The sequence below is a fragment of the Pseudomonas sp. 21 genome (assembly GCF_000955805.1).
Taxonomy (GTDB): Bacteria; Pseudomonadota; Gammaproteobacteria; order Pseudomonadales; family Pseudomonadaceae; genus Pseudomonas.
In genome coordinates this window covers 788,514-811,429 of sequence record NZ_JYOA01000003.1, presented here as the reverse complement: position 1 = coordinate 811,429, position 22,916 = coordinate 788,514, and the positions used below count along the sequence as shown (strand labels likewise).

Below are 22,916 nucleotides of genomic sequence, written 5' to 3'. Positions count from 1 at the left end.
GCTCTGGCTGCCGTAATGAAGCAATTCATCGATTTCATTCCCCTCATCCTCTTCTTCATCGTCTACAAGCTCGACCCGCGCAACGTCGAACTCGCCGGCCAGAACGTCTCGGTCGGCGGGATCTACAGCGCCACGGCCGTGCTGATCGCCGCCTCCGTGGTGGTCTACGGCGCCCTGCTGATCAAGCAGCGCAAGCTGGACAAGGGCCAGTGGGTGACGCTCGCCGCCTGCCTGGTGTTCGGCGGCATGACCCTGGCCTTCCACAGCGAAACCTTCCTCAAGTGGAAGGCGCCGGTGGTGAACTGGCTCTTCGCCCTGGCTTTCGCCGGCAGTCACTTCATTGGCGGCCAGCCGCTGATCCAGCGCATCATGGGCCATGCGGTGCACCTGACCGATTCCCTCTGGGCGAAACTGAACGTCGCCTGGGTGCTGTTCTTCCTGATCTGCGGTTGCGTCCAGCTGTTCGTCGCCTTCACCTTCCAGGACTACTGGGTGGACTTCAAGGTGTTCGGCAGCCTGGGCATGACCCTGCTGTTCCTGATCGGCCAGGGCGTGTTCCTGGCCCGCCACATGCACGATGAGCCTACCGGCGAAAAACCCAAGGACTGACATGCTCTACGCGATCATTGCCCGTGATATCACCGCCTCCCAAGAACGCCGCCTGGCCGCCCGTCCCGCGCACATCGCACGCCTGGAGCAGCTGAAGGAAGAAGGCCGCCTGGTACTGGCCGGCCCGCACCCGGCCATCGACAGCAACGACCCGGGCGCCGCCGGCTTCACCGGCAGCCTGATCGTCGCCGAGTTCGACTCCCTGGCCGCCGCACAGGCCTGGGCCGACGCCGACCCGTACCGCGCCGCCGGCGTCTACGCCGACGTCGTGGTCAAGCCGTTCAAGAAAGTCCTGCCCTAACAGCGCGCGAGCGTTGCACCCCGAGGCACGGAGCGCCACGGGGCATCGCAGCCGGACAGCGCCGGGATGGCCATGGACGGCGGCACATCATCGAACAAGGAGTCCCGATGCGCCGTTTGCCCCTGCTCGCCTGCCTCGCCCTGCCACTGCCCGCCCTCGCCGAAGAGCCCGTCACGGAGCAACCGGCGCAAAGTGCTGTCCAACCCTCCGTTCAACCGCCGGCCGCCAATCCTGACCTGGAGCAGCGTCTGGCCGAAAGCGAACGGCAACGTGCCGAGCTGGCCGCGCAACTGTCCAACCCGGACAACAGCCAGGACGAAGCCCGCATCGCCCGCCTCACCCAGGAAAACCAGCGGCTGAAGCTGCAGCTGCGCGAGGCCCAGGCCAACCAGCCGCCGCGCCTGCTCAGCGAGCAGCAGACCTGGTACGTGACCGGCGCCGGCACCGCGCTGCTGGCGTTCATCCTGGGCATGCTGAGCCGTGGCCGCCGCCGCTCGCGCCGCGAATGGATCAACTGAAAGAAGCCTCTTCATGAGTGAACTGCTGCTGATCGACGACGATGTCGAACTCTGCGAACTGCTGACCACCTGGCTGACCCAGGAAGGCTTCAGCATCCGCGCCGCCCACGATGGTGCGCAGGCCCGCGCCGCGCTGGGCAGCCGCGCGCCGGACGCGGTCGTGCTCGACGTCATGCTGCCCGACGGCAGCGGCCTGGAGCTGCTCAAGTCGCTGCGCAGCGACCACCCGGACCTGCCGGTGCTGATGCTCTCCGCCCGCGGCGAGCCGCTGGACCGTATCCTCGGCCTGGAGCTGGGCGCCGACGACTACCTGGCCAAGCCCTGCGACCCGCGCGAGCTGACCGCCCGCCTGCGCGCCGTACTGCGCCGCAGCCACCCGGCGCAACCCGCCGCGCAGCTGGAGCTGGGCGACCTGGCGCTGAACCTGTCGCGCGGCGTGGCCACCATCGGCGCCGAAGAAATCAGCCTGACCCTTTCCGAGAGCCGCATCCTCGAGGCCCTGCTGCGCCAGCCGGGGGAACCGCTGGACAAGCAGGCGCTGGCGCAGCTCGCGCTGGGCCGCAAGCTGACCCTGTACGACCGCAGCCTGGACATGCACGTCAGCAACCTGCGCAAGAAGCTCGGCAGCCATCCCGACGGCCGCCCGCGCATCCTCGCCCTGCGCGGGCGCGGTTACTTCTACGCAGCCTGATCCCTCGTCTTGCAGAGCGCCCGGGCCGCTCTGGCCCGGGCTTGGTAAAGATTCCAGCAGGGCTTCACGCAATCTTTACCGAAGCTTTACGTGGGACTGACCGCCCTTGACCTTGCCGACCCTAGACTGGGCTCATCCGGTAACGACCGGCCCCTGAAAGGAGAAACACCATGCGCAAGACCCTGACCGCCCTGCTGATCGCCGCCGCCCTGCCGACCGTCGCGCTGGCGGCCACTCCCGCGCCGACCGACGCTCCGCCGCCGGCCCCGTTCATGAAGGACCACGGCCCGGGCATGCACCGCGGCGAACACGGCGGTGCGTTCCGCGAACTGAACCTGACCCAGGACCAGCGCCAGCAAGTCGGCAAGCTGATGGGCGACTCGATGAAGGATCGCCGCGCGATCACCGAGAAGTACTGGAACAAGCTGCCCGAGGCTGACCGCAAGGCCATGCAGGAAGAACTGAAGGCCAACCGTGACAAGGCCGACGCCGGCATCCGCGGCATCCTCACTCCCGAGCAGCAGAAGAAGTTCGACGAGATGAAGAAGCAGCGCGAGCAGCGCAAGGCCGAATGGGCTGAATTCCAGACCTGGAAGGCCCAGAAGGACGGCGCCAAGACCAACTGATTCGCTCCAGCAAGCGCAGGCGCCGGGTTCTACCCGGCGCCTTGCCGTGGAGCCCCTGACAACGGATAGACCATGCGGCTGAACAGGAAGACCATGCGCTCACTCTTCTGGCGGATCCTCGCCGCCTTCTGGCTCGCCCTCCTGTTGGTGGCCGGACTGTCGATCCTGCTGGGCCGCGCCCTGAACCAGGACACCTGGGTGATCGCCCGCTATCCCGGCCTGCATGACATCGCCAAGCAATGGACCCAGCTCTACGAGACGCAAGGCCCGGAAGCCGCGCAAGAACTGCTGGAAAGCCGCCGCAAGCAATACGAGCTCTCCGTGCAGGTGCTCGACGAGACCGGCCAGCGCCTGGTCAACGGCACCTACCTGCCGCGCCCGCCACGGCCGCGCGACAACAATTTCGACCGGGAAAACCTGCCGCGCTTCCCCTGGCGCCAACTGAGCCAGGAATACACCAGCAGCCGCACCGACCAGACCTACCTGTTCATCTACCGCATTCCGCACCCGACGCTGCAGGCCTGGCACCGCAGCAGCCTCCTCTGGCCGCTGAGTGCGCTGGGCATCGCGCTGGTGGTGTTGACCGTGTTCAGCCTGCTGCTGACGCTGTCCATCACCCGCCCGCTGAACCGCCTGCGCCGCGCCGTGCATGACCTCGGCCAGACCAGTTATCAACAGGACAGCCTCGCCCGACTCTCGCGCCGCGGCGACGAACTGGGCGTGCTGGCGCGTGACTTCAACCGCATGGGTGCCCGCCTGCAAGGGCTGATCGGCAGCCAACGCCAGCTCCTGCGTGATGTTTCCCACGAACTGCGTTCGCCGCTGGCCCGCCTGCGCATCGCCCTGGCCCTGGCTGAACGCGCCGAGCCCGAACAGCGCGCTGCCATGTGGCCGCGCCTGGAACAGGAATGCGACCGCCTGGAGGCACTGATCAGCGAGATCCTCGCCCTCGCCCGCCTCGACGCCGAGCCCGGCCCGGCCAGCCGCATCGACCTGCTGCCGCTGTTCGAGCGCCTGCGCAACGATGCGCAACTGCTTTACCCGGAACAGACCATCCAGCTCGACGTCGGCCCGCAACTGGCCCTCGACGGCTGGCCGGACATGCTCGACCGCGCCCTCGACAACCTGCTGCGCAACGGCCTGCGCTTCAACCCGGCGGAACAGCCGCTGGAAGTACAGGCGCGGATCGACGGCGAACGCCTGCACATCCGCGTGCGCGACCACGGTCCCGGCGCCAGCGAGGAACACCTGGCGCAACTGGGCGAACCCTTCTTCCGCGCGCCCAACCAGAGCAGCCCCGGCCACGGCCTGGGCCTGGCCATCGCCCGCCGCGCCATCGAACGTCACCATGGACGACTGCGCCTGAGCAACCATCCCGACGGCGGATTCGTCGCCAGCATCGACCTGCCGTTGCGTCGGCAGGCCGCCTGAACCGAGCGCATTTTCGGAGAGCCACCATGAGCCTTCCCGCCTTCGCTACCCCGATCCCCGTCCTGCAACAGCCGCTGCCGCCGGCAGCCCTGCTGCGCAGTGAACCCTACGACGACCCGCAGTACCTGGTGCTGGCGGTGGAACTGGCGCGTCTCGCCACGCACTGGCGCGCACGCTGGCCCGGCTTGCGCCTGAGCCTGCCGCAGAGCGGCACCTGGCCACTGGAAAGCTGGCCGGATGCGCTGGGCGAAGCACTGGATGCCTTGCTGGAAGGGGCGCTGGCGCGCCATCCGCATGCGGCGCTGGAGCTGTCGCTCAGTTCAGCACGCGGTGAGCTGCGCCTGGATCTGCAAGGCGACGACCCGCAGGCGCGGGCCTGGCTGCCGGAAGCCCTGCCGCCGGCGCGTCGCCTGGCCGCCTGGCAGGGTGGACACCTGCTCTGGCGCGCTCGCGACGCTGGCTGGAAGGTACGCCTGGAACTGCCGCTCAGCCCCGCCAGGCGCTGACGAACCCGGCCGGGTCCAGCGGCGCCGGGCGGCGCAGCTCGCCGACCGGCGTGCCGAGGTAGATGAAACCGACGATGCGCTCGTTCTCGGCCAAGCCCAGGCCCTCGCGCACCAGCGGATCGAACGCCATGGCGCCCGTGCGCCACATCGCACCCAACCCTTCGACGTAGGCCGCCTGGATGATGCCGTGGGCGGCGCAACCCGCCGCCAGCCACTGCTCGATCTCCGGCACCTTGGGGTGATCCTGCAGGCGTGCCACGGCCACCACCAGCAGCGGCGCGCGCAGCGGCATGGCGCGAGCCTTGTCCAGCGCCTCGGGCTTGCCGTCCGGCTCATTGGCCGCCACGGCGCGGGCAAACAACTCTCCCAGCTCCTTGCGCGCCTCGCCTTCCACGGTAAGGAAGCGCCAGGGGCGCAGCTGCCCGTGGTCCGGGGCGCGCAAGGCGCTGCGGAACAGGCGGTCCAGCTGCTCGGCGGACGGTGCCGGCTCGCTCAGGCGGGCGTGGGACACACGGTTGAGCAACGCGTCGAGAGCCTCCATGGGCTGCCTCCAGTCAATCTCGAAGCCGCCATTGTAGACGCAAAGGGTTCGCATTTGTCCGGGAAAGACAGCCCGCTGCAACTCCGCCCCACTTGTAAAGGGGAACGGTGTCACGCGGTTTACTCTCGGCAGGCGGCAGGTAAAATGGCCGATTCCCATTGGATTCAGACCTCAGCGCATGGCCCTGCCGACACTACGCACCCTCGGATTCATCATCGGCATCTTCGTCATCACGCTGGCAGTCGCCATGCTGGTGCCCATGGCCACGCTGCTGTACTACGGCCGCGCCAACGAGCTGCACCCGTTCATCTGGTCGGCGATCATCACCTTCACCTGCGGGCTGGGCATGGTCATTCCCGGCCGCCCGGAGCAGGTACACATGCGTCCGCGGGACATGTACATGCTCACCGTGTCGAGCTGGGTGATCGTCTGCTTCTTCTCGTCCCTGCCCTTCATGTTCGCGCGGCACATCAGCTTCACCGACGCGATCTTCGAGAGCATGTCGGGCATCACCGCCACCGGCTCCACCGTCCTCAGCGGGCTGGACAAGATGTCGCCGGGCATCCTCATCTGGCGCTCGCTGCTGCACTGGCTGGGCGGTATCGGCTTCATCGCCATGGCGGTGGCGATCCTGCCGATGCTGCGCATCGGTGGCATGCGCCTGTTCCAGACTGAATCCTCGGACCGCTCGGACAAGGTCATGCCGCGCTCGCACATGGTGGCCAAGTACATAGTCGGGGTTTACGTGGCGATCACCATCGCCGGCACGCTGGCCTTCTGGTGGGCCGGCATGGGCCTGTTCGACTCGCTCAACCACGCCATGTCGGCCATTTCCACCGGCGGTTTCTCCACCTCCGACCAGTCCCTGGCCAAGTGGCACCAGCCGGCGGTGCACTGGGTGGCGGTGGTGGTGATGATCCTGGGCAGCATCCCCTTCGTGCTGTATGTGTCCATGCTGCGCGGCAACCGCAAGGCGCTGATCCGCGACCATCAGGTGCACGGCTTCCTCGGCCTGCTGCTGGTCACCTGGCTGGTGATGGGCACCTGGTACTCGGTGACGTCCAGCCTGCCCTGGCTGGACGCCTTCCGCATCGTCGCGGTGAACGTGACCTCGGTGGTCACCACCACCGGCTTCGCCCTGGGCGACTACAGCCTGTGGGGCCACTTCTCGATCATGCTGTTCTTCTACCTGGGCTTTATCGGCGGCTGCTCCGGCTCCACCGCCGGCGGCATCAAGATCTTCCGCTTCCAGGTGGCCTTCACCCTGCTGCGCGCCAGCCTGTACCAGCTGATCCACCCGCGCGCGGTGATCCGCCAGAGCTACAACGGCCACCGCCTGGACGAAGAGATCGTGCGTTCGATCCTGACCTTCTCGTTCTTCTTCGGCGCCACCGTCGGTGCCCTGGCGCTGGGCCTGTCGTTCCTCGGCCTGGACTGGATGACGTCGCTGACCGGCGCGGCCAGCACCGTGGCCGGCGTCGGCCCGGGCATGGGCCCGATCATCGGCCCCTCGGGCAACTTCGCCTCGCTGCCGGACGCCGCCAAGTGGCTGCTCTGCGGCGGCATGCTGGCGGGCCGCCTGGAAATCATCACGGTGCTGGTGCTGTTCACCCCGGCGTTCTGGCGGCACTGAGGCCCGCGGCGCGGTATCGCGGACAAAGCCCGCTCCTGCGCTAGCCGGCTGCGGCGGGCCTCTGTAGGAGCGAGCTTGCTCGCGAACGGCTGGGCACCGCCATCAAGCGGTTCGCGAGCAAGCTCGCTCCTACAACCAGCCGCTTGGCGCCGGAGGCATCACAGCTCCTCGCGGTACTCCCCCGGCGTCTTGCCGAACCAGCGGCGGAAGGCGCGGAAGAAGTTGCTCGGCTCGGAAAAGCCCAGCAGGTAGGCAATCTCCAGCAGCGTCATGCGCGGCGTGGCGAGGTATTGCTGGGCCAGTTCGCGGCGGGTGTCGTCGAGCAGTTGCTGGTAGCTGGTGCCCTCCTCCTGCAGGCGGCGCTGCAAGGTGCGTTCGGACAGGTGCAGCGCCTGCGCCACGCTTTCGCGCTTGGGCTCGCCCTGGGGCAGCAGGCGGCACAGGACCTGGCGCGTCTGGTGGCTGAAGCGGCTGCTGACGAAGCGCGCCAGGTATTCCCCGGCAAAGCGATCGTGCAGGCGCGCCAGCTCCTCGTTGGCAGTGGGCAGCGGCGCGGCCATGTCCTCGTGGGAAAACAGCATCGCGCAGTCGGCGTGGCCGAAACTCAGCGGCGCCTGGAACAGCTCCCGGTAGGGCTCGACGTTCTGCGGCGCGTCCCCGGCCAGGCGCACCTCCAGCGGCTTGATCGCCCGCCCGGTGATCCAGCGCAGCATGGCGATCAGGCTCGCCAGCGAGCACTCGGCGCTCTGCCGTGGCACAGGCAAACGGTCACCGTGCACCACGATGCGGTACAAACAGCCCTCGGGCAGACGACGGAAGGTCAGGTCGGCGCCCTCGGCAATGATCCGCTGGTAGCGCTCCAGGCGCTCGAAGCCCTCGCCCAGGTTGCGGCTGGACATCAGTGCATAGCCCACCACCGGGAACGCCGGGGTGTGTACGCGGGCGATGTTCAGACCAATGGCCGGGTTGCCGGACAGCTCCACGGCGCGGTTCCACAGACGGCTCATGGCGTCCTGCGGGAAGCGCGCATCGGGGTCGTCGAGGGCAGCGAAATCCAATCCCAGTTCGGCGAACAGCGCTCGGCTGTCCAGGCCTTCCAGTTCCAGGGACTGGACGATTCCCCGCACCCAACTGGACAGGGTCGTACGCTCAGGCATGCGTTTTCTTCTGGTTATGGTGGTCAACGGCGCCACCGCGAGACAGCCGGCGGCGCAGGGGGATACTAAACTGGTCCCCCATGCCATCCGCAAGTCCGACGGCTCCGTCCTACACTGGGCCACCACAACAACAGGAGGTGCGCCATGAGCACCCAGACCGCCGATCGATTCCAGAGCTTCGCCGAGTTCTACCCGTATTACCTGCAGGAGCACAGCAACGCCGTGTGCCGTCGCCTGCATTACGTGGGCAGCCTGCTGGTGCTGTCGATCCTCGCCTACGCCATCGTCAGCGGGCACTGGTTGTGGCTGCTGGCCATGCCGCTGGCCGGCTACGGCTTCGCCTGGGTCGGCCATTTCGTGTTCGAGAAGAACCGCCCCGCCACCTTCAAGTACCCGCTGTGGTCGCTGATGGGCGACTGGGTGATGCTCAAGGACGCCTTCACCGGGCGCATCCGCTTCTGAGCCACTGAGCAGTCAGCGCGCGGCGTTACGCATCGACGCGCGCTCGAACAGCAGAGCCTGCACTTCCCCGCCCGCATGCTGGGCGATGCGGCGCCAACTGGCGGGCACGTCGGGAATCTCCTCGTCGTTGTAGCGACTCATCACCAGCCAGACTCGGCCATCACCTTGCGGCAGGTCGGCCAGGCGATCGACGAAGCTGTGCTGGCGGTCATCGATCAGCGAACCGAAACCATAGTGCCCCGGCCGTCCGGACGAACCATCCGCGGCCGGCGCGGTGTACAGCAGCGGTTCGCTGCCGGTGCGGTTGTAGTAACGGAACGCCAGGTACCAGAGGATATCGTCCACCACCACCCGGTCGCCGGCGCGGTAATGGGCATTGACGTAGGCGACCATGCCGTCGAACTGCTCGTCCGGGTCCGTCTCGTAGGCGCGCGCCAGCCCCAGGCCCTGCAAGCCGAGCAACGTTGCCAGCGTCACCACTCCCAGCGCCCGCCGTGCTTCCAGCAGGCGGTCCAGCGCCACCGCGAACAGCAGCGGCAGGCCCAGCGCAAAGGCCGTCAGGTAGCGCTCGACGAACACCGGCGAGACGAAGGACACGCCATACAGCCCCAGCAGCGGCAGGCCGACATACAGCGAGAGCAACACACCGGCGCGCTGGCGGCTGCGATCCCGATGCAGCACCAGCAGCATCGCCCCCAGCACCAGCAACGGCACGCCCACCAGCAGAGGCCACGACAGCTCGTTGCCATCGGACTGCGCCAGCCATTGCCAGAGCATCGACGGGACGGAACGGGCATCCACTGGCGGCTCCCAGCCCACGTCTCCGCCAGCGACCAGCACCGCCATGTGGCGAACCAGGTCCAGCAGGCCGGGCAACCAGGGCAGGAACAGCGCAGCGATGGCCAGGTTCGCCAGCCACCAGTCGCGGCGGCGCAGCGGACTGTTCGGCAGCAACGCCAGCCAGGCCCAATGCACCAGCAGGCCGAACAGGCTGAAGTAGTGGGTGTAGAACGCCGCGGCCATCAGCAGCACGTAGGCCAGCAGGTGGCGGCGCTTGCCCTCGTCCAGCCAGTAGAGCAAGGCCAGTGTCGCGGCCAGCAGCCAGCAGCCGAGCAGCGAATACATGCGCACTTCCTGGCTGTAGCGCACCGCCGTGGGCAGCAGCGCCAGCAACACGACGGCGAGCAACGCCGCGCGGCGACTGGCGAGGCGCCAGGCCAGCCAGCCGCCGAGGAACACCGCGACCGTACCGAACACCGCGCTGAACAGGCGCAGCGACAGCACACCCTCGCCAAGCAGCCCGGTCCACAGGTGCAGCAGGTAGAAGTACAGCGGCGGATGCACGTCGTGGGCGGCGTGCTGCCAGAGTTGCAATGGCGAATAGCGGGCGAGGAACAGGCTGGAGCTTTCGTCGCCCCAGATGGCCGAGCCGGTCAGTTCATACAGGCGCAGGCACAGCGCAAGCGCCAGCAGCGGCAGGAACCACCACTGGCGCAACAGGGCGGGCAGACTCGGGGGCTCGCAGGAAGACATCACAGCCTCGCAAGGAGAAACTTCCGTGCCGCTGAGTGTACGTCAGCCGCGCCCGGCTTACCGGCGGATCAGCAGTTGCCGCGCGCGGGCCTGGTCTTCCGGCGCCAGCTCCGCGAGCAGGTCCACTTCGCCAGCGATCAAAGCCCCCACCGGCACGCCATCGCGATAGAGCACGCGGTTGCCGCCCACCGCCGGTACCTTGCGCCCTGGCAACAGGGTGCCGGCCAGGTTCAGCGGGTCGACCGCCGACACCACCAGCCATTCGCCGCTCGCTTCACGCCGGCGCACTTCACGCAGCAGGCCGACGGCCTCGGGCAGGGCGAACTGCTCACCGGTCAGCCCGGCGACGAAGCGCCCGCCACGGATTTCCCCGCGCGCCTCCAGGCGGTGGTAGACCCGCAGCAGGTCGCGCCACGGCGGCAGCCAATCGGCCTCGCGGTCCAGCAAACGCCAGCAGACCACGCCGTAGCGGCGCAGCAAGGTCATGGCGACATGTTCGAGCACTTCCGCCGGCAACCGCGCGCCTGGTTCCAGCGTGGCGCGACGCAGCAGCGCCCAGCGGCCGGCATCGGCCATGCCGAACAACGGCGTGCGCGAACGGCGCTGCGGATGGCGACGCGCCGCCGGCATCAGCAGGGCGCGCAGGCCGGCGAAGCTGTCGGCATTCACCCGCCCCGCCGCCACCAGCTCGCCCAGCACGGTTTCCAGCTCGGTACGCAGCAGGTGGCTGTCGCTGGCCAGCTCCTCGAAGAAGGAAGCGCCGTGCTCCTTGAGCACCTCCAGCACCTTGCTGGCCTTGGCGGACAGCTCGGCGTCCGCCTGCCCTCCACCCAGCGCGCTCCATTGCGCCATCTGCGCACGCGGCAGCAATACGATGGGCGTGCTCTTCAGCGGGCCGCCGCGCCCCTTCGCTGCAGTTCGGCCCGGCAAGCGCGCCCAGACGATACGGCCGGCACGGCACAAATCGTCCAGCCAATTGATGCCGTAGTCGGCCACGCGGCTGGGCAGGATGTCGCTTTCCCAGGCCGAGGCGGCGGCCTGGAAGCCTTCCAGCTGGCTGAGCACGCCGGCCAGGGACTCCGCACCGCGCACCCGCGATCCAGCGGACACCCGCTGCCAGTCGAACAGGAAGCGCATGAAATCCGCCCGCGCCACCGGCTCGATTTCCCGGCGCAGGCGCTTGACCGTGTAGCGGTGGATACGCGCCAGCAGGTGGCGCTCGCACCACTCTTCGTCCTGCGCGCCCGGCGTGAAGCGACCGCGCAGCACGTAGCCCTCGCGCTCCAGGCTGGCCAGGGCGAAGCCGGTATCGCCGGTGGAAATCCCCAGGTCGGCCGCCAGCGCTTGCAGCACTCGCGGGCCGAAGCCGGTCAGGCGCGCGCGCACCAGTTCGACCTGCGCCTCATCGGTTGCGCAGGGTTGAAGCAGTGACGGCGGCAGGTCCAGCTGTGGCCTCATCGCGACCTGGGGATGCAGTGCCAGCCATTGGCTGAGCCGCTCCGCCGCCACCCAGACATCGCCCACAGACAGTTCCAGGCGCGTTGCCCGGCCCGCCCTGGCCAGCGCCTTGAGCAGGAAGGGCCAGCCCTCGTTGGCCTGCGCCTCGCTCTCGCGGATGCCGCCCAGACCGGTCAGCGCCTCGTGCATCTCGTCGGCGTCGCGGGCTTCGGGCCAGGCCTCGGCGCGTACCGCGTCGATGGCTTCGGCATCCAGCGCGCCAAGGTCGTCGGCGCTTTCCGGGTCGGTCCAGCGGCGGCTCTGCACGGCCTGGGTACGGCGTTCTTCCAGCGGCGCGTCATCGAGGAAGGAGTAAGGGCTGGCGGACAGCACCTCCGCCGCCAGCGGCGACGGCGCCGGCAAGTCGCGCGCCAGCAGGGTCAGCGCACCGTTTTCCATGCGCCGCAACAGGTCGAGCCAGCCTTCGCAGTCCATCGCCTCGTGCAGGCAGTCGTCGAGGGTCTGCGCCACCAGCGGGTGATCAGGAATCTCGCGCTCGCCGACGATGTTCTCCAGGCACGCCACCTGGTCGGGGAACACCGAGGCCAGCAGGTCCTCGCTGCGCATGCGCTGCAGCTGCGGAGCGACCTTGCGGCCGCCGCTGTAGCGCGGCAGCGCCAGCGCGGTGGTGGCGTTCCAGCGCCAGCGCACGCCGAACAGCGGCGCGTCAAGCAGCGCCTGGATCAGCACGTGCTCGGCGCTGTTGGAATGCAGGTAGCGCCAGACCTCGTCCAGCGGGAAGCTGTGGCTGGTGGACAGCGACAGGATGATCGCGTCTTCGGTGGCGGCTGCCTGCAGTTCGAAGTTGAAGGTGCGGCAGAAACGCTTGCGCAGCGCCAGCCCCCACGCGCGGTTGAGGCGGCTGCCGTAGGGCGAATGGATGACCAGCTGCATACCACCGGATTCATCGAAGAAACGTTCGAGTATCAGGGTCTTCTGCGTCGGCAGCGCACCGAGGGCGTGGCGCGCACGGGCCAGGTATTCCACCAGTTGTCGCGCTGCCGCATCGTTCAGGCCGAGCTGTTCCTGCAGCCAGTCGATGGCCCGCGCCAGCGGTTCGGGATCGTTCTCGCCCTGGGCCAGCAATGCGTCCAGTTGGCCGCGCAGGCGCGCGACGCTGGTGGACAGCTCGTCACTGCGCCCCGGCGCCTCGCCGAGCCAGAAGGGAATGTTCGGCGGCTGGCCCTGGGCATCCTCGACGCGCACGCGGCCCGGCTCGACGCGCAGGATCCGATAGGAAATATTGCCCAGCTGGAACACGTCGCCCGCCAGGCTCTCCACCGCGAAGTCCTCGTTCACCGTACCCACGGTCAGGCCTTGCGGCTCCAGCAGTACGGCATAGTCGCCGGTATCGGGAATGGTCCCGCCCGAAGTGACCGCGGTCAGCTTGGCGCCGCGCCGGCCGCGCAGGCGCTGGTGCACGGCGTCGCGGTGCAGGTAGGCACCGCGCTGGCCGTTGCGGCTGGTGTAGCCCTCGGCGAGGGTGCGCAGCAGCGCGTCGAAGTGCGCCCGGTTGAGGTCGGCATAGGGTTGCGCAGCGGTGAACAGCTCGAACAACGCATCTTCGCGCCATTCCTGGCAGGCGGCTTCGGCGACTATCTGCTGGGCCAGCACGTCCAGCGGCGCGCGCGGAATGTCCAGTGCATCCAGTTCGTTCTGCCGCACGCTGTCGAGCAGCGCCACGCACTCGATCAGGTCGTCCCGCGAGGTCGGGAACAGCCGCCCCTTGGGCGTGCCACCGACGCTATGGCCGGAACGGCCGACGCGCTGCAGGAAGGCGGCAATGGAACGCGGCGAGCCGATCTGGCAGACCAGATCCACCTCGCCGATATCGATGCCCAGCTCCAGCGAAGCGGTGGCCACCAGCACCTTCAGTTGCCCGGCCTTGAGCCGCCGCTCGGCGCCCAGGCGCAGCTCCTTGGACAGACTGCCGTGGTGCGCCGCGACCCAGCCGGCGCCGATACGCTCGGCCAGGTGCCGGGTGATTCGCTCGGACTGCCGCCGGGTGTTGACGAACACCAGCGTGGTGCGGTGCTCGCTGGCCAGTTCGGCGAGGCGGTCGTAGACCTTGTCCCAGACATCGTGGGACATCACCGCTTCCAGCGGCGCCGCCGGCACTTCCAGGTTCAGGTCACGCTCGCGGCTGTAGCCGATGTCGACGATGCGGCAGGCCTGGTGACGCCCGACCAGGAAGCTTGCCACCGCCTCGACGGGCTTCTGCGTGGCGGACAGGCCGATGCGCACCAGCGGCGCTTCGCACAACGCCTGCAAACGCTCCAGTGACAGCGCCAGGTGGCTGCCACGCTTGCTCGCGGCCAGCGCATGGATTTCATCGACTATCACGCTGCGCGCGCCGGCGAGCATGGCGCGACCAGAGTCCGAGCCGAGCAGCACGTAGAGCGATTCGGGCGTGGTCACCAGGATATGCGGCACCTGCTTGCGCATGGCCTCACGTTCCCGGGTCGTGGTGTCGCCGGTGCGCACGGCGGTGCGGATGTCCACCTCCGGCAGGCCCATCTCGCCCAGCGCGGCGCGGATACCGGCCAGCGGTTCCTCGAGGTTGATGCGAATGTCGTTGGACAGCGCCTTGAGCGGCGAGACGTAGACCACCGTGGTGCGGTCCGGCAGCACGCCGCCGTTGTCCAGCCCCTCGCGGACCAAGGCATCGATGGCCGAGAGGAAGGCCGTGAGCGTCTTGCCCGAGCCGGTGGGTGCGGCGACCAGCGTCGATTCCCCCGCCTGGATCGCCGGCCAGGCCTGCACCTGCGCCTGGGTCGGCAGCTTGAAATGCGCACGGAACCAGGCGGCCACCGCCGGATGGAAGGCGGACAGCACATCGGCTCGCTGGGTGCGGGAGGAGATACGAGGGGCGCTCATGCGGACCAATATGGTGGTGCGCGAAGGCCGTCACAAGGACCACTGATCGCGCCTCGCCGCGGACCGCGCCAGCCGTTACTCTTCACGCATCCACCCGGCGGAAGTACATCGATGAGCGACCGTGATCGCGACTATTACTGGGAGCAGGTCAGGCAGCAGAACAAGCAGAAGCCGCCCGAAGACCCGAAGCGCAACTGGCGGATGCTGGTGAAGCCACTGCTGTGGTTCCTCATTCCGCTGCTGATCCTCGCTGCCGGTACCGCCCTGTGGCGCAATCCGGCCGGCCATGCCTGGCTGGCGGAGCGCTGGGTGGTGCTGCAAAGCCGGCTGGGGCTTTCCCCGGCCGGCGCGCAGCCGGCACCGGCGAGCTCGCCCTACAGCGACAGCCCGCGCAAGCTGTCCGACTGCATCAAGCCGGGCAATGTGATCGACGATGAGGTGCGAGCCTGCGTGAAGGGCTATCGGCCGAAGACCTGGTGACTGGCCCCGTCGGCCCTGCCGACGGATCGCGGGCAGAGCACGCTCCTGTGGAAGGAGCCCGGTTCAGGACTCCTCGTTGTGCCCCAACCCATGCGTCCGCAGCTTGTTGGCAATGGTGGTGTGCGACACCCCGAGCCGCTTGCCCAACTGCCGGCTGCTCGGGTGCTCGCGGTAGAGCCGCTCCAGCACCGCCCTCTCGAACCGGCCGACGATGGCATCCAGCCCGCCTTCCAGGGAGAAGTCTCCCAGCGGATGCGGCGCGCCGTAGTCCGGCAGGCGGATGTGCTCGGGGCGGATGGTGCCGCCTTCGCACAGCGAAACCGCCTGGAACAGCGCGTTCTCCAGCTGCCGCACGTTGCCCGGCCAGTGGTAGCGGCCGAGGCGGTCCAGGGCCTGTGGCGAGAGCTTGGGCAGCGAGCAGCCGATCTGCCGGCTGGCCTGGTCGAGGAAGTGTTCCACCAGCGGCTCCAGGCCGTCCAGGCACTCGCGCAGCGGCGGGATGTGCAGCGACAGTACGTTGAGTCGGTGGTAGAGGTCCTGGCGGAACTCACCCTTGGTGCACAGCTCGGACAGGTCCACCTGGGTCGCGCAGATCACCCGCACGTCCAGGTACACCTCCTCGTCGCTGCCCACCCGGCGGAAGCAGCCGTCCTGCAGGAAGCGCAGCAACTTGGCCTGCAGGCGCGGGCTCATCTCGCCGACGCCATCGAGGAACAGCGTGCCGCCGGCGGTCAGCTCCAGCAGGCCGAGCTTGCCTTCCGGACGCGCGCCTTCGAAGGCGCCGGGGCCGTAGCCGAACAACTCGGTCTCGGCCATCGATTCGGGCAGGCCGGCGCAGTTCAGCGCCATGAACGGCGACTGCCCGCGCGGGCTGGCGAGGTGGCAGGCGCGGGCCAGCAACTCCTTGCCGGTGCCCGTTTCGCCCTCGATCAGCAGCGGCGCGTCCAGTGGCGCCATACGGCGTGCTTCACGGACCACGGCGGCCATCACCCGCGAGCTCTGGAAGATGCTGTCGAAGCCGCGCAGCTCCAGGCGGCGCACGTTGTAGATGCGCTCGCCGACACGGTCGGCGCGGTGCAGGGTGAGCACGGCACCGGCCAGCGCTTCGCTTTCGTCATGTTCGGTCTGCAGCGGCGCGATGTCGGCGAGGAACACGTCACCCTTCACCTTCACCCGCAGGCCATTGATGCGCGCCTTGTTGGCCCGCACCAATTCGGGCAGGTCGAGGTCCTCGACGTAACGTGACAGCGGGATGCCCGGCACCTCATCCACGCGCACACCCAGCAGCTGCGCAGCGGCACGGTTGCCGGCGACTATCTGCCCAGCCATGTCGATGGACAGCACCGGGAACTCCAGCGCCGCCAGCAGCGCGTTCAGCTCCAGGTGGCGGCGCTCGCTGGGCATCAGGCCGACGCGCTTGACGCCGAACACGCCGGGCACCGCTTCGAGCTTGGGCTTGAGCGACTGGAACTGCAGGTTGATGAGGTTCGGGCAGAGCAGGTAGATGGCGTTGCCCTGCTCGCCGCCGACTTCGCCACGGTTGACGTTGATGCCGTAGTCGACCAGCAGGTTGAGGATGTCGCGCAGGATGCCGACGCGGTTCTGGCAGTGCACTTTGATGCGCATGGCGGGCCCGTGGTTGTCGTTGTGGTGGGCACTCCGGCACGGATTTTCGCAAGGCGGCCGGAAATTACCGTCAAGAATATGTGACAGATCACCGCACCTTCAAGCCATGGCCGGATACCCGCGCCGCCAATCGTAATATTTTCTTTACGGATTGACGTGCCGCGAGCTTGCCCGCGCAGCGCCGAGGGGGCTGTTCGGCGGCACGACTCGCGCTATCTGTTGGTCATCACAACAACAAGGCCTCGAAGCCACAGGACCTATGAGGGCACCCATGAAGACAACGCAGTACGTGGCCCGCCAGCCTGACGAAGATGGCTTTATCCACTACCCGGAAGCCGAACATCAGGTCTGGAATACCCTGATCACCCGCCAGCTGAAAGTGATCGAGGGCCGCGCGTGCCAGGAATACCTGGACGGCATTGAGCAGCTCGGCCTGCCCCATGAGCGCATCCCGCAACTGGGCGAGGTCAACCGGGTGCTCCAGGCCGCCACCGGCTGGCGCGTGGCGCGGGTGCCGGCGCTGATTCCCTTCCAGACCTTCTTCGAGTTGCTGGCCAGCCAGCAATTCCCCGTCGCGACCTTCATCCGCACCCCGGAAGAGCTGGACTACCTGCAGGAACCGGACATCTTCCACGAGATCTTCGGCCACTGCCCGCTACTGACCAACCCCTGGTTCGCCGAGTTCACCCACACCTACGGCAAGCTCGGCCTGGCCGCCAGCAAGGAAGAGCGCGTGTTCCTCGCCCGCCTCTACTGGATGACCATCGAATTCGGCCTGCTCGACACCCCGCAAGGCCTGCGCATCTACGGGGGCGGCATCCTCTCCTCGCCCAAGGAGACGGTCTACAGCCTTTCCGACGCGCCTGAACACCAGCCCTTCGATCCGCTGGAATGCATGCGTACGCCGTACCGCATCGACATCCTGCAGCCCCTGTACTTCGTGCTGCCCGAGCTCAAGCGCCTGTTCGAGCTGGCCCATGAGGACATCATGGCGCTGGTGCGCGAAGCCATGCACCTGGGCCTGCACGCGCCGAAGTTTCCGCCGAAACAGGCCGCCTGATCCGCTGCAATCGATCCCATCTGTGCCTAGGATGAGACGTGCTCGCGAGCCTAAGATGGTTCGCGAGCGCACTCCTATGCCCCCCCACGACAAGGAGAACCTTTCATGACCGCACTCACCCAAGCCCATTGCGAAGCCTGCCGCGCCGACGCCCCGAAGGTGTCCGACGAAGAACTGGCGGTGCTGATCAAGCAGATTCCGGACTGGAACATCGAGGTCCGTGACGATCACATGGAACTGGAGCGGGTCTTCCTGTTCAAGAACTTCAGGCACGCCCTGGCCTTCACCAACGCAGTGGGCGCCATTGCCGAGGAAGAAGGCCACCACCCCGACCTGCTCACCCAGTGGGGCAAGGTCACCGTCACCTGGTGGAGCCACGAGCTGAAGGGCCTGCACCGCAACGACTTCATCATGGCCGCGCGCACCGACGAGCTGGCCGCGAAAGCAGAGGGACGCAAATGAGTCATTTCGCCAAGGTCACCCGCGTACCGGGCGACCCGATCCTGGGCCTGCTCGAAGCCTATCGGGCGGACCCCAACCCCGCGCGGCTCGACCTTGGCGTGGGCGTCTACAAGGACGCCCAGGGCCTCACGCCGATCCCCCGCGCGGTGAAGCTCGCCGAGCAGCGCCTGGTGGATAGCGAGACCACCAAGAGCTACGTCGGCAGCCACGGCGACGCGCTGTTCGCCGCACGCCTGTGTGAGCAGGTGCTGGGCGTCACCTCGCCGCTGCTGGCCGATTCGCGTGCCGATGCCACGCAGACGCCCGGCGGCACCGGCGCCCTGCGCCTGGCGGCGGAGTTCATCGCCCATTGCCTGCCGGGGAAAAATATCTGGCTGAGCGACCCGACCTGGCCGATCCACGAGACCCTGTTCGCCGCCGCCGGCGTGCCGATCAAGCACTACCCCTATGTCGGCGCGGACAACCGCCTCGACGCGGAGGCCATGTTCGCCATGCTGGAGAAAATCCCGCAGGGCGACGTGGTGCTGCTGCACGCCTGCTGCCACAACCCCACCGGCTTCGACCTGGATCACGCGCAATGGCAGCGCGTGCTGGAGATCGTCCGTCGCCGCGAGCTGCTGCCGTTGCTGGACTTCGCTTACCAGGGCCTGGGCGATGGGCTGGAGGAGGACGCGTACTCCGTGCGCCTGCTGGCCGAGAGCCTGCCGGAAGTGCTGATCACCAGCTCCTGCTCGAAGAACTTCGGCCTCTACCGCGACCGCGTCGGCGCGCTGATCGTCTGCGCCGAGAATGCCGACAAGCTCACCGACATCCGCAGCCAGCTGGCCCTGTTCGCCCGCAACCTGTGGTCCACCCCACCGGCCCACGGCGCCGAAGTGGTCGCCGCCATCCTCGGCGACCCGGAACTGAAGAGCCTGTGGCTGGCGGAACTGGACGCCATGCGCGGGCGCATCGCCGACCTGCGTATCGGCCTGGTGGAAGCCCTGCGCCCCCACGGGCTGGCGGAGCGCTTTGCGCACATCGCCATCCAGCGCGGCATGTTCTCCTATACCGGCCTGCAGGCCGAGCAGGTGCGCATCCTGCGCGAGGAGCACAGCATCTACCTGGTCAGCAGCGGCCGCGCCAACATCGCCGGGCTCGACGGCGAACGCCTGGACCACCTGGCAGCGGCCATCGCCCGCGTCTGCCGCTGACGACGAATTCTTCCCCCTCGACCGGCCTGTGAGCCGGTCTTTTTTTATCTGGGCGAGGTTTGGCCCGAGCGTAAGAGCCGGGTAACGCCGGTGTGAACCTGTAGGAGCGGGCCATGCGGGCGATCGCGGGCATGGCCCGCTCCTACAGGTAAGCTCCGTCAGTAGTCGTCGCGCTTGCGAAACGCCCAGCGCCCGGCCAGGCCGGTGAAGCTGGCCACCAGCACGACCAGGATCCAGAAGCCTTCCGGGTCGCTGGAGAAGGGAATGCCGCCGACGTTCATGCCGAAGAAGCCGGCGATGATGTTGATCGGCAGCGCCAGCACCGTGACCACGGTGAGGGTGAACAGCGTGCGGTTGCTCTGCTCGTTGATCTTCGCGGCGATCTCTTCCTGCAGCAGCTTGATGCGTTCGCCCAGCGCCGTGAGGTCGTTGATCACCAGGGAGAATTCCTCGGTGGCCTCGCGCAGCACGCGCACGTCGTCTTCCTTCAGCCACAGCGGCGGGCGGTTGAGCAGGCGCATCAGCGAGCCCGGCTCCAGCGCCAGCAGGCGTTGCAGGCGCACCAGCACCCGGCGCATGCCGCCCAGGTCGGCGCGGCTGGCGGAGAGGCGCGAGGACAGCAACTGGTCCTCGATGCGGTCGACGCTGATGCTGGTCTCGCGAACGATGCGGGTAAGGATTTCGCCCTGGTCGCGCAGCAGGTGGACCAGCAGCTCCAGCGGCGAGTTGAAGCTCTCGCCGTGCTTCACCGAGGAGCGCAGCGTATCCACCGAGCGCAGCGGCTGCGCGCGGGCAGTCACCAGCAGGCGGCCACGGGCGCAGACCCACAGCGTGGCGACGTCCGAGGACATGCGGCTGCTGAAGTCGAACACCACGTCGTTGACCACCGCCAGCAGCGCGCCGTCCACATGCTCGATGCGGGTGGAGCGCGAGCCTTCGCGCAGGGTCTCGAAGAAGTAGTCGGGCAGCTCCAGGTGCGACTTCATCCAGCGCTCGCACGCGGCGTGCGCCAGGTTCAGGTGCAACCAGAGGAACTCGTCCGTCGCCCGCGGCTCCTGCAGGCGCTGGAGCGCGGTGGGCGAGTCGATTTCCAGGCCGGGCTGGCCGGGACGAAAGCTGAAGCCATAGAGGAGGCCGAACAGGTCGGAATCCTGATGGCTCTGGACGATGCTGTGGTTCATGTCTCTCCGCGCGCGCAGCCTGTAGGAGCGAGCTTGCTCGCTCCTACAAAAAAGCGAATCCGTGTGTGCCGGCAGTACCAGAACCCGGTGAACGGCAGATGACAGCTGCGTGTCAGCCAAACAACCCGGCCACGGTGCGCTCGCCCAGCGCCGGGCCGATGCTCATGCCGACGCCGGTGTGCATCAGCACGGCGGTGATGCCGTCGGCGGCCTGCAGCACGGAGAACGGCCCCGGCCCGCGCGAGCCGTAGACGCCCTGCCAGCGCTCGACCACCTCCACGCGCATGCCCAGGGTGTCCTCGGCCAGCTCCAGCATGAGCCTGTCCACCGCCTCGGCATTGAACGGCGCGGCGTCGCTGCCGTAATGATGGGAGTCACCGATGATCAGCTCGCCATGGGGCGTCGGGCTGACCAGCAGGTGGATGCCCTGCTCTTCCAGCTCCGGCGTCTCTCGGCGAATCTGCTCGCGCACCGCCTCGGCCTCGGGCAGGTCGGAGAAGGCGCCGTAATGCACGCAACTCAGGCCGGTGAGGATCGAGTGGGCGAGGCCGAAATCGACCTGCGGGCGCGCGCGCAGCATCTGCAGGCGGCACACCTGCGGCTGCAGCGGCGCGATGACCTCGGCCAGCAGCGTCTGGTAGTCGTGGCCGGAGCAGACGATCACCTGCCCGGCGGTGAAGCTGCCCGCCGTGGTGCGCAGCACGCCGGTGTCGACGTCACGCACGAGGGTGGAGAAATGGAACTGCACGCCGTGCTCGCGGCGCACGTAATCGATCAGGCTCGGCAGCGCTTCGCGGGAGTACAGCTGCTGGTCGTCGAAACCGAGCAGCGCGGCGCGGTGATGGCGGAAGTGCCCCTGGTAGAGGTCGTTCAGCTCGCTGCCGCGCAGCAGGCCCACTCGGTAGTCCAGCTCCTTCGCGCGGCCGGCGCAGAAGGCTTCCAGCAGATGCTCCTCGGCCTCGGTGCGGGCGAACAGCAACGAACCATTGCGCCGCAGGGAGAACCCGGCGCCTTCCGCCCACTGCGCCCAGATCGGCCGGCTGGCCCGTGCCAGGTCGGACATCACGCCCGGCGGCTGGCCGGTGACCAGCGCCTGGCCGAAGTTGCGCACCGAGGCGCCCAGGGGCGTGGCGGTGCGTTCGAAGACGCGCACGGAAAGCCCGCGGCGGGCAGCGGCGTAGGCGTGGGAAAGGCCGAGGATACCGGCGCCGACGATGGCAACGTCGCAGTGGGTGTGGGTCATGGGGGTATTTCCTGCGTGGCGAAGAGCCCCTCTCCCCCGCCCTCTCCCCGAAAGGAGAGGGAGCTCTCCTCTGCGAAGAGAAACCCTGAGTTCATCCTGAAACCATCAAAGGCACAGGCAGACGCTGAAACCGAACCAACACACCGAACAGCCCCTCTCCCTTCAGGGAGAGGGTTGGGGAGAGGGAGCCATCGGTGTCAAACCTTACTTCTGCGCAACCTTCTCCGACTTGCCGTCATAGCGCTTGCGCCACTCGGCGAGGATCTCGTCGCGGTTCTTCGAGGCCCAGGCGAAGTCGTTCTTGATCAGGCGCTGCTCGTAGTCGGCCGGCAGTTCGGTCTGCGGCTTGGCGATGCCCGGCTGGGCCAGCACGGCGAAGTTTTCCTTGTACAGCTCCATGGCCTTGGGGCTGGCGGAGAAGTCGGCGAGTTTCTTCGCCGCGGCTTCATGCTGGGTGCCCTTGACGATGCCGGTGGCTTCGATTTCCCAGCCCAGGCCTTCCTTCGGCAGGACGATGTCCAGCGGCGCGCCCTGGCGCTTGAGCTGCACGGCCGGGTACTCGAAGGAGATGCCGATCGGGAATTCGCCGGCGGCGGCCAGCTTGCACGGCTTGGAGCCGGAGTGGACGTACTGGCCGATGTTCTCGTGCAGGGCGTCCATGTAGGCCCAGCCCTGCTTCTCGCCGAAGGTCTGCAGCCAGGCGGAAACGTCGAGGAAGCCGGTGCCGGAGGACGCCGGGTTGGGCATGACGATCTTGCCCTTGTATTCCGGCTTGGTCAGGTCCTGCCAGCTCACCGGTTTCTCCAGGCCCAGTTTCTCGGCTTCGACGGTGTTGAAGCAGATGGTGGCGGCCCAGACGTCCATGCCGACCCAGGCCGGCGGGTTGGCCGGGTCGCGGTAGTTCTTGCCGATGGCGTCCAGGTGCTTGGGCGCGTACTTCTCCAGCATGCCCTGCTGGTCGAGGATGGCCAGGCTGGAAGCGGCCAGGCCCCAGACGGCGTCAGCCTGCGGGCGATCCTTCTCGGCCAGCAGCTTGGCGGTGACGATGCCGGTGGAGTCGCGCACCCACTTGATCTTGATGTCCGGGTTCTCGGCTTCGAAGGCCTGCTTGTAGGCGGTCAGCTGTTCCGGTTCCAGGGCGGTGTAGACGGTCAGTTCGGTGTCGGCGGCGTGGACCTGTGCGGCGAAACCGGCAACCACGGCGGCGGCGAGGGCAAGACGTTTGAACATGTGGAGCTCCTTGGCAGTGTTTTTTCCCCGCGCGGGGCGGGTGTTGTCAGGGGTTGAGC

Annotated in this window: 21 protein-coding genes; 13 read left to right on the top strand and 8 right to left on the bottom strand. The window is 67.9% G+C overall.

Going from position 1 to position 22,916, the window contains the following annotated elements; translation table 11 throughout:
• The first annotated feature begins 15 nt into the window (after positions 1 to 15).
• The 7 genes from UB43_RS09325 to UB43_RS09295 all read left to right on the top strand — a co-directional run bounded on the left by UB43_RS09325 (position 16) and on the right by UB43_RS09295 (position 4,682).
• Entirely contained in the window at positions 16 to 609 is a 594-nt protein-coding gene (locus UB43_RS09325; RefSeq protein ID WP_045210144.1) for a septation protein A, read from the top strand.
• A gap of 1 nt (position 610) precedes the next feature.
• Complete coding sequence (locus UB43_RS09320; RefSeq protein WP_045210143.1) at positions 611 to 910, top strand: YciI family protein; 300 nt, start codon at positions 611 to 613, stop codon at positions 908 to 910.
• A gap of 107 nt (positions 911 to 1,017) precedes the next feature.
• The gene (locus tag UB43_RS09315; protein ID WP_045210142.1) at positions 1,018 to 1,428 is read left to right on the top strand and encodes a hypothetical protein; all 411 of its coding nucleotides are present in this window, start codon (positions 1,018 to 1,020) and stop codon (positions 1,426 to 1,428) included.
• A gap of 13 nt (positions 1,429 to 1,441) precedes the next feature.
• The gene (locus UB43_RS09310) at positions 1,442 to 2,119 is read left to right on the top strand and encodes a response regulator transcription factor (RefSeq protein ID WP_045210141.1); all 678 of its coding nucleotides are present in this window, start codon (positions 1,442 to 1,444) and stop codon (positions 2,117 to 2,119) included.
• A 170-nt stretch (positions 2,120 to 2,289) separates the two neighbouring features.
• On the top strand, positions 2,290 to 2,745 hold the full coding sequence (locus tag UB43_RS09305; RefSeq protein WP_045210140.1) for a Spy/CpxP family protein refolding chaperone: 456 nt from the start codon (positions 2,290 to 2,292) through the stop codon (positions 2,743 to 2,745).
• Positions 2,746 to 2,838: 93 nt separating this feature from the next.
• The gene (locus UB43_RS09300) at positions 2,839 to 4,176 is read left to right on the top strand and encodes a HAMP domain-containing sensor histidine kinase (RefSeq protein ID WP_045210256.1); all 1,338 of its coding nucleotides are present in this window, start codon (positions 2,839 to 2,841) and stop codon (positions 4,174 to 4,176) included.
• Positions 4,177 to 4,202: 26 nt separating this feature from the next.
• Positions 4,203 to 4,682: a hypothetical protein gene (locus tag UB43_RS09295; protein WP_045210139.1), complete on the top strand. Its 480-nt coding sequence runs from the start codon at positions 4,203 to 4,205 to the stop codon at positions 4,680 to 4,682.
• Here the strand turns inward: UB43_RS09295 and UB43_RS09290 are convergent.
• Positions 4,663 to 5,223 carry a nitroreductase family protein gene (locus tag UB43_RS09290; RefSeq protein ID WP_017517219.1) on the bottom strand — a complete coding sequence of 187 codons (561 nt, stop codon included), beginning with the start codon at positions 5,221 to 5,223 and terminating at the stop codon, positions 4,663 to 4,665. The two genes, UB43_RS09295 and UB43_RS09290, sit on opposite strands and share 20 nt — an antisense overlap.
• A 178-nt stretch (positions 5,224 to 5,401) precedes the next feature.
• On the opposite strand from UB43_RS09290, the gene UB43_RS09285 reads away from it, so the two are divergent.
• Positions 5,402 to 6,856 (top strand): TrkH family potassium uptake protein, encoded by a 1,455-nt coding sequence (locus UB43_RS09285; RefSeq protein ID WP_045210138.1) that lies wholly within the window; start codon positions 5,402 to 5,404, stop codon positions 6,854 to 6,856.
• Between the two features lie 158 nt (positions 6,857 to 7,014).
• Here the strand turns inward: UB43_RS09285 and UB43_RS09280 are convergent, their stop codons facing one another.
• Entirely contained in the window at positions 7,015 to 8,013 is a 999-nt protein-coding gene (locus tag UB43_RS09280) for an AraC family transcriptional regulator (protein WP_045210137.1), read from the bottom strand.
• 144 nt (positions 8,014 to 8,157) lie between these two features.
• On the opposite strand from UB43_RS09280, the gene UB43_RS09275 reads away from it, so the two are divergent.
• Positions 8,158 to 8,475 (top strand): Mpo1-like protein, encoded by a 318-nt coding sequence (locus UB43_RS09275; protein WP_045210136.1) that lies wholly within the window; start codon positions 8,158 to 8,160, stop codon positions 8,473 to 8,475.
• Positions 8,476 to 8,487: 12 nt separating this feature from the next.
• On the opposite strand, the gene UB43_RS09270 is transcribed toward UB43_RS09275, so the two are convergent.
• Together UB43_RS09270 and UB43_RS09265 are read right to left on the bottom strand one after the other, a co-directional pair.
• On the bottom strand, positions 8,488 to 10,008 hold the full coding sequence (locus UB43_RS09270) for a glycosyltransferase family 39 protein (protein ID WP_045210135.1): 1,521 nt from the start codon (positions 10,006 to 10,008) through the stop codon (positions 8,488 to 8,490).
• Between the two features lie 57 nt (positions 10,009 to 10,065).
• Positions 10,066 to 14,382 (bottom strand): DEAD/DEAH box helicase, encoded by a 4,317-nt coding sequence (locus tag UB43_RS09265; protein WP_045210134.1) that lies wholly within the window; start codon positions 14,380 to 14,382, stop codon positions 10,066 to 10,068.
• Between the two features lie 111 nt (positions 14,383 to 14,493).
• Here UB43_RS09265 and UB43_RS09260 point away from each other — a divergent pair, with 111 nt between their 5' ends.
• Positions 14,494 to 14,862 carry a hypothetical protein gene (locus UB43_RS09260; protein ID WP_045210133.1) on the top strand — a complete coding sequence of 123 codons (369 nt, stop codon included), beginning with the start codon at positions 14,494 to 14,496 and terminating at the stop codon, positions 14,860 to 14,862.
• Positions 14,863 to 14,925: 63 nt separating this feature from the next.
• On the opposite strand, the gene UB43_RS09255 is transcribed toward UB43_RS09260, so the two are convergent.
• On the bottom strand, positions 14,926 to 16,488 hold the full coding sequence (locus tag UB43_RS09255; protein ID WP_045210132.1) for a sigma-54-dependent phenylalanine hydroxylase transcriptional regulator PhhR: 1,563 nt from the start codon (positions 16,486 to 16,488) through the stop codon (positions 14,926 to 14,928).
• A 271-nt stretch (positions 16,489 to 16,759) separates the two neighbouring features.
• Between UB43_RS09255 and phhA the strand changes: the two genes are divergently transcribed.
• The 3 genes from phhA (at position 16,760) to UB43_RS09240 (ending at position 19,203) form a co-directional block, all read left to right on the top strand.
• Positions 16,760 to 17,548 (top strand): phenylalanine 4-monooxygenase, encoded by a 789-nt coding sequence (phhA, locus tag UB43_RS09250; RefSeq protein WP_045210131.1) that lies wholly within the window; start codon positions 16,760 to 16,762, stop codon positions 17,546 to 17,548.
• Positions 17,549 to 17,653: 105 nt separating this feature from the next.
• Positions 17,654 to 18,010 (top strand): 4a-hydroxytetrahydrobiopterin dehydratase, encoded by a 357-nt coding sequence (locus UB43_RS09245; RefSeq protein ID WP_024764391.1) that lies wholly within the window; start codon positions 17,654 to 17,656, stop codon positions 18,008 to 18,010.
• A complete protein-coding gene (locus UB43_RS09240; protein WP_045210130.1) occupies positions 18,007 to 19,203 on the top strand; it encodes an amino acid aminotransferase in 1,197 nt (398 codons plus the stop codon). Before UB43_RS09245 ends, UB43_RS09240 begins: the two co-directional genes overlap by 4 nt.
• Before the next feature lie 158 nt (positions 19,204 to 19,361).
• Here UB43_RS09240 and UB43_RS09235 read toward each other — a convergent pair whose 3' ends face one another.
• From UB43_RS09235 to UB43_RS09225, 3 genes are all read right to left on the bottom strand, one after another.
• Positions 19,362 to 20,384: a transporter gene (locus UB43_RS09235; RefSeq protein ID WP_037012376.1), complete on the bottom strand. Its 1,023-nt coding sequence runs from the start codon at positions 20,382 to 20,384 to the stop codon at positions 19,362 to 19,364.
• Positions 20,385 to 20,496: 112 nt separating this feature from the next.
• Positions 20,497 to 21,627 (bottom strand): TIGR03364 family FAD-dependent oxidoreductase, encoded by a 1,131-nt coding sequence (locus UB43_RS09230; RefSeq protein ID WP_045210129.1) that lies wholly within the window; start codon positions 21,625 to 21,627, stop codon positions 20,497 to 20,499.
• 204 nt (positions 21,628 to 21,831) lie between these two features.
• A complete protein-coding gene (locus UB43_RS09225; protein ID WP_037012373.1) occupies positions 21,832 to 22,857 on the bottom strand; it encodes a putative 2-aminoethylphosphonate ABC transporter substrate-binding protein in 1,026 nt (341 codons plus the stop codon).
• Positions 22,858 to 22,916 lie beyond the last annotated feature (59 nt).

What these genes read in the sequence shown, in the direction of transcription:
- UB43_RS09325 (WP_045210144.1), top strand. Translation starts at nt 16, where the DNA reads ATGAAGCAATTCATCGATTTCATTCCCCTCATCCTCTTCTTCATCGTC.
- UB43_RS09320 (WP_045210143.1), top strand. Translation starts at nt 611, where the DNA reads ATGCTCTACGCGATCATTGCCCGTGATATCACCGCCTCCCAAGAACGC.
- UB43_RS09315 (WP_045210142.1), top strand. Translation starts at nt 1,018, where the DNA reads ATGCGCCGTTTGCCCCTGCTCGCCTGCCTCGCCCTGCCACTGCCCGCC.
- UB43_RS09310 (WP_045210141.1), top strand. Translation starts at nt 1,442, where the DNA reads ATGAGTGAACTGCTGCTGATCGACGACGATGTCGAACTCTGCGAACTG.
- UB43_RS09305 (WP_045210140.1), top strand. Translation starts at nt 2,290, where the DNA reads ATGCGCAAGACCCTGACCGCCCTGCTGATCGCCGCCGCCCTGCCGACC.
- UB43_RS09300 (WP_045210256.1), top strand. Translation starts at nt 2,839, where the DNA reads ATGCGCTCACTCTTCTGGCGGATCCTCGCCGCCTTCTGGCTCGCCCTC.
- UB43_RS09295 (WP_045210139.1), top strand. Translation starts at nt 4,203, where the DNA reads ATGAGCCTTCCCGCCTTCGCTACCCCGATCCCCGTCCTGCAACAGCCG.
- UB43_RS09290 (WP_017517219.1), bottom strand. Translation starts at nt 5,223, where the DNA reads ATGGAGGCTCTCGACGCGTTGCTCAACCGTGTGTCCCACGCCCGCCTG.
- UB43_RS09285 (WP_045210138.1), top strand. Translation starts at nt 5,402, where the DNA reads ATGGCCCTGCCGACACTACGCACCCTCGGATTCATCATCGGCATCTTC.
- UB43_RS09280 (WP_045210137.1), bottom strand. Translation starts at nt 8,013, where the DNA reads ATGCCTGAGCGTACGACCCTGTCCAGTTGGGTGCGGGGAATCGTCCAG.
- UB43_RS09275 (WP_045210136.1), top strand. Translation starts at nt 8,158, where the DNA reads ATGAGCACCCAGACCGCCGATCGATTCCAGAGCTTCGCCGAGTTCTAC.
- UB43_RS09270 (WP_045210135.1), bottom strand. Translation starts at nt 10,008, where the DNA reads ATGTCTTCCTGCGAGCCCCCGAGTCTGCCCGCCCTGTTGCGCCAGTGG.
- UB43_RS09265 (WP_045210134.1), bottom strand. Translation starts at nt 14,382, where the DNA reads ATGAGCGCCCCTCGTATCTCCTCCCGCACCCAGCGAGCCGATGTGCTG.
- UB43_RS09260 (WP_045210133.1), top strand. Translation starts at nt 14,494, where the DNA reads ATGAGCGACCGTGATCGCGACTATTACTGGGAGCAGGTCAGGCAGCAG.
- UB43_RS09255 (WP_045210132.1), bottom strand. Translation starts at nt 16,488, where the DNA reads ATGCGCATCAAAGTGCACTGCCAGAACCGCGTCGGCATCCTGCGCGAC.
- phhA (WP_045210131.1), top strand. Translation starts at nt 16,760, where the DNA reads ATGAAGACAACGCAGTACGTGGCCCGCCAGCCTGACGAAGATGGCTTT.
- UB43_RS09245 (WP_024764391.1), top strand. Translation starts at nt 17,654, where the DNA reads ATGACCGCACTCACCCAAGCCCATTGCGAAGCCTGCCGCGCCGACGCC.
- UB43_RS09240 (WP_045210130.1), top strand. Translation starts at nt 18,007, where the DNA reads ATGAGTCATTTCGCCAAGGTCACCCGCGTACCGGGCGACCCGATCCTG.
- UB43_RS09235 (WP_037012376.1), bottom strand. Translation starts at nt 20,384, where the DNA reads ATGAACCACAGCATCGTCCAGAGCCATCAGGATTCCGACCTGTTCGGC.
- UB43_RS09230 (WP_045210129.1), bottom strand. Translation starts at nt 21,627, where the DNA reads ATGACCCACACCCACTGCGACGTTGCCATCGTCGGCGCCGGTATCCTC.
- UB43_RS09225 (WP_037012373.1), bottom strand. Translation starts at nt 22,857, where the DNA reads ATGTTCAAACGTCTTGCCCTCGCCGCCGCCGTGGTTGCCGGTTTCGCC.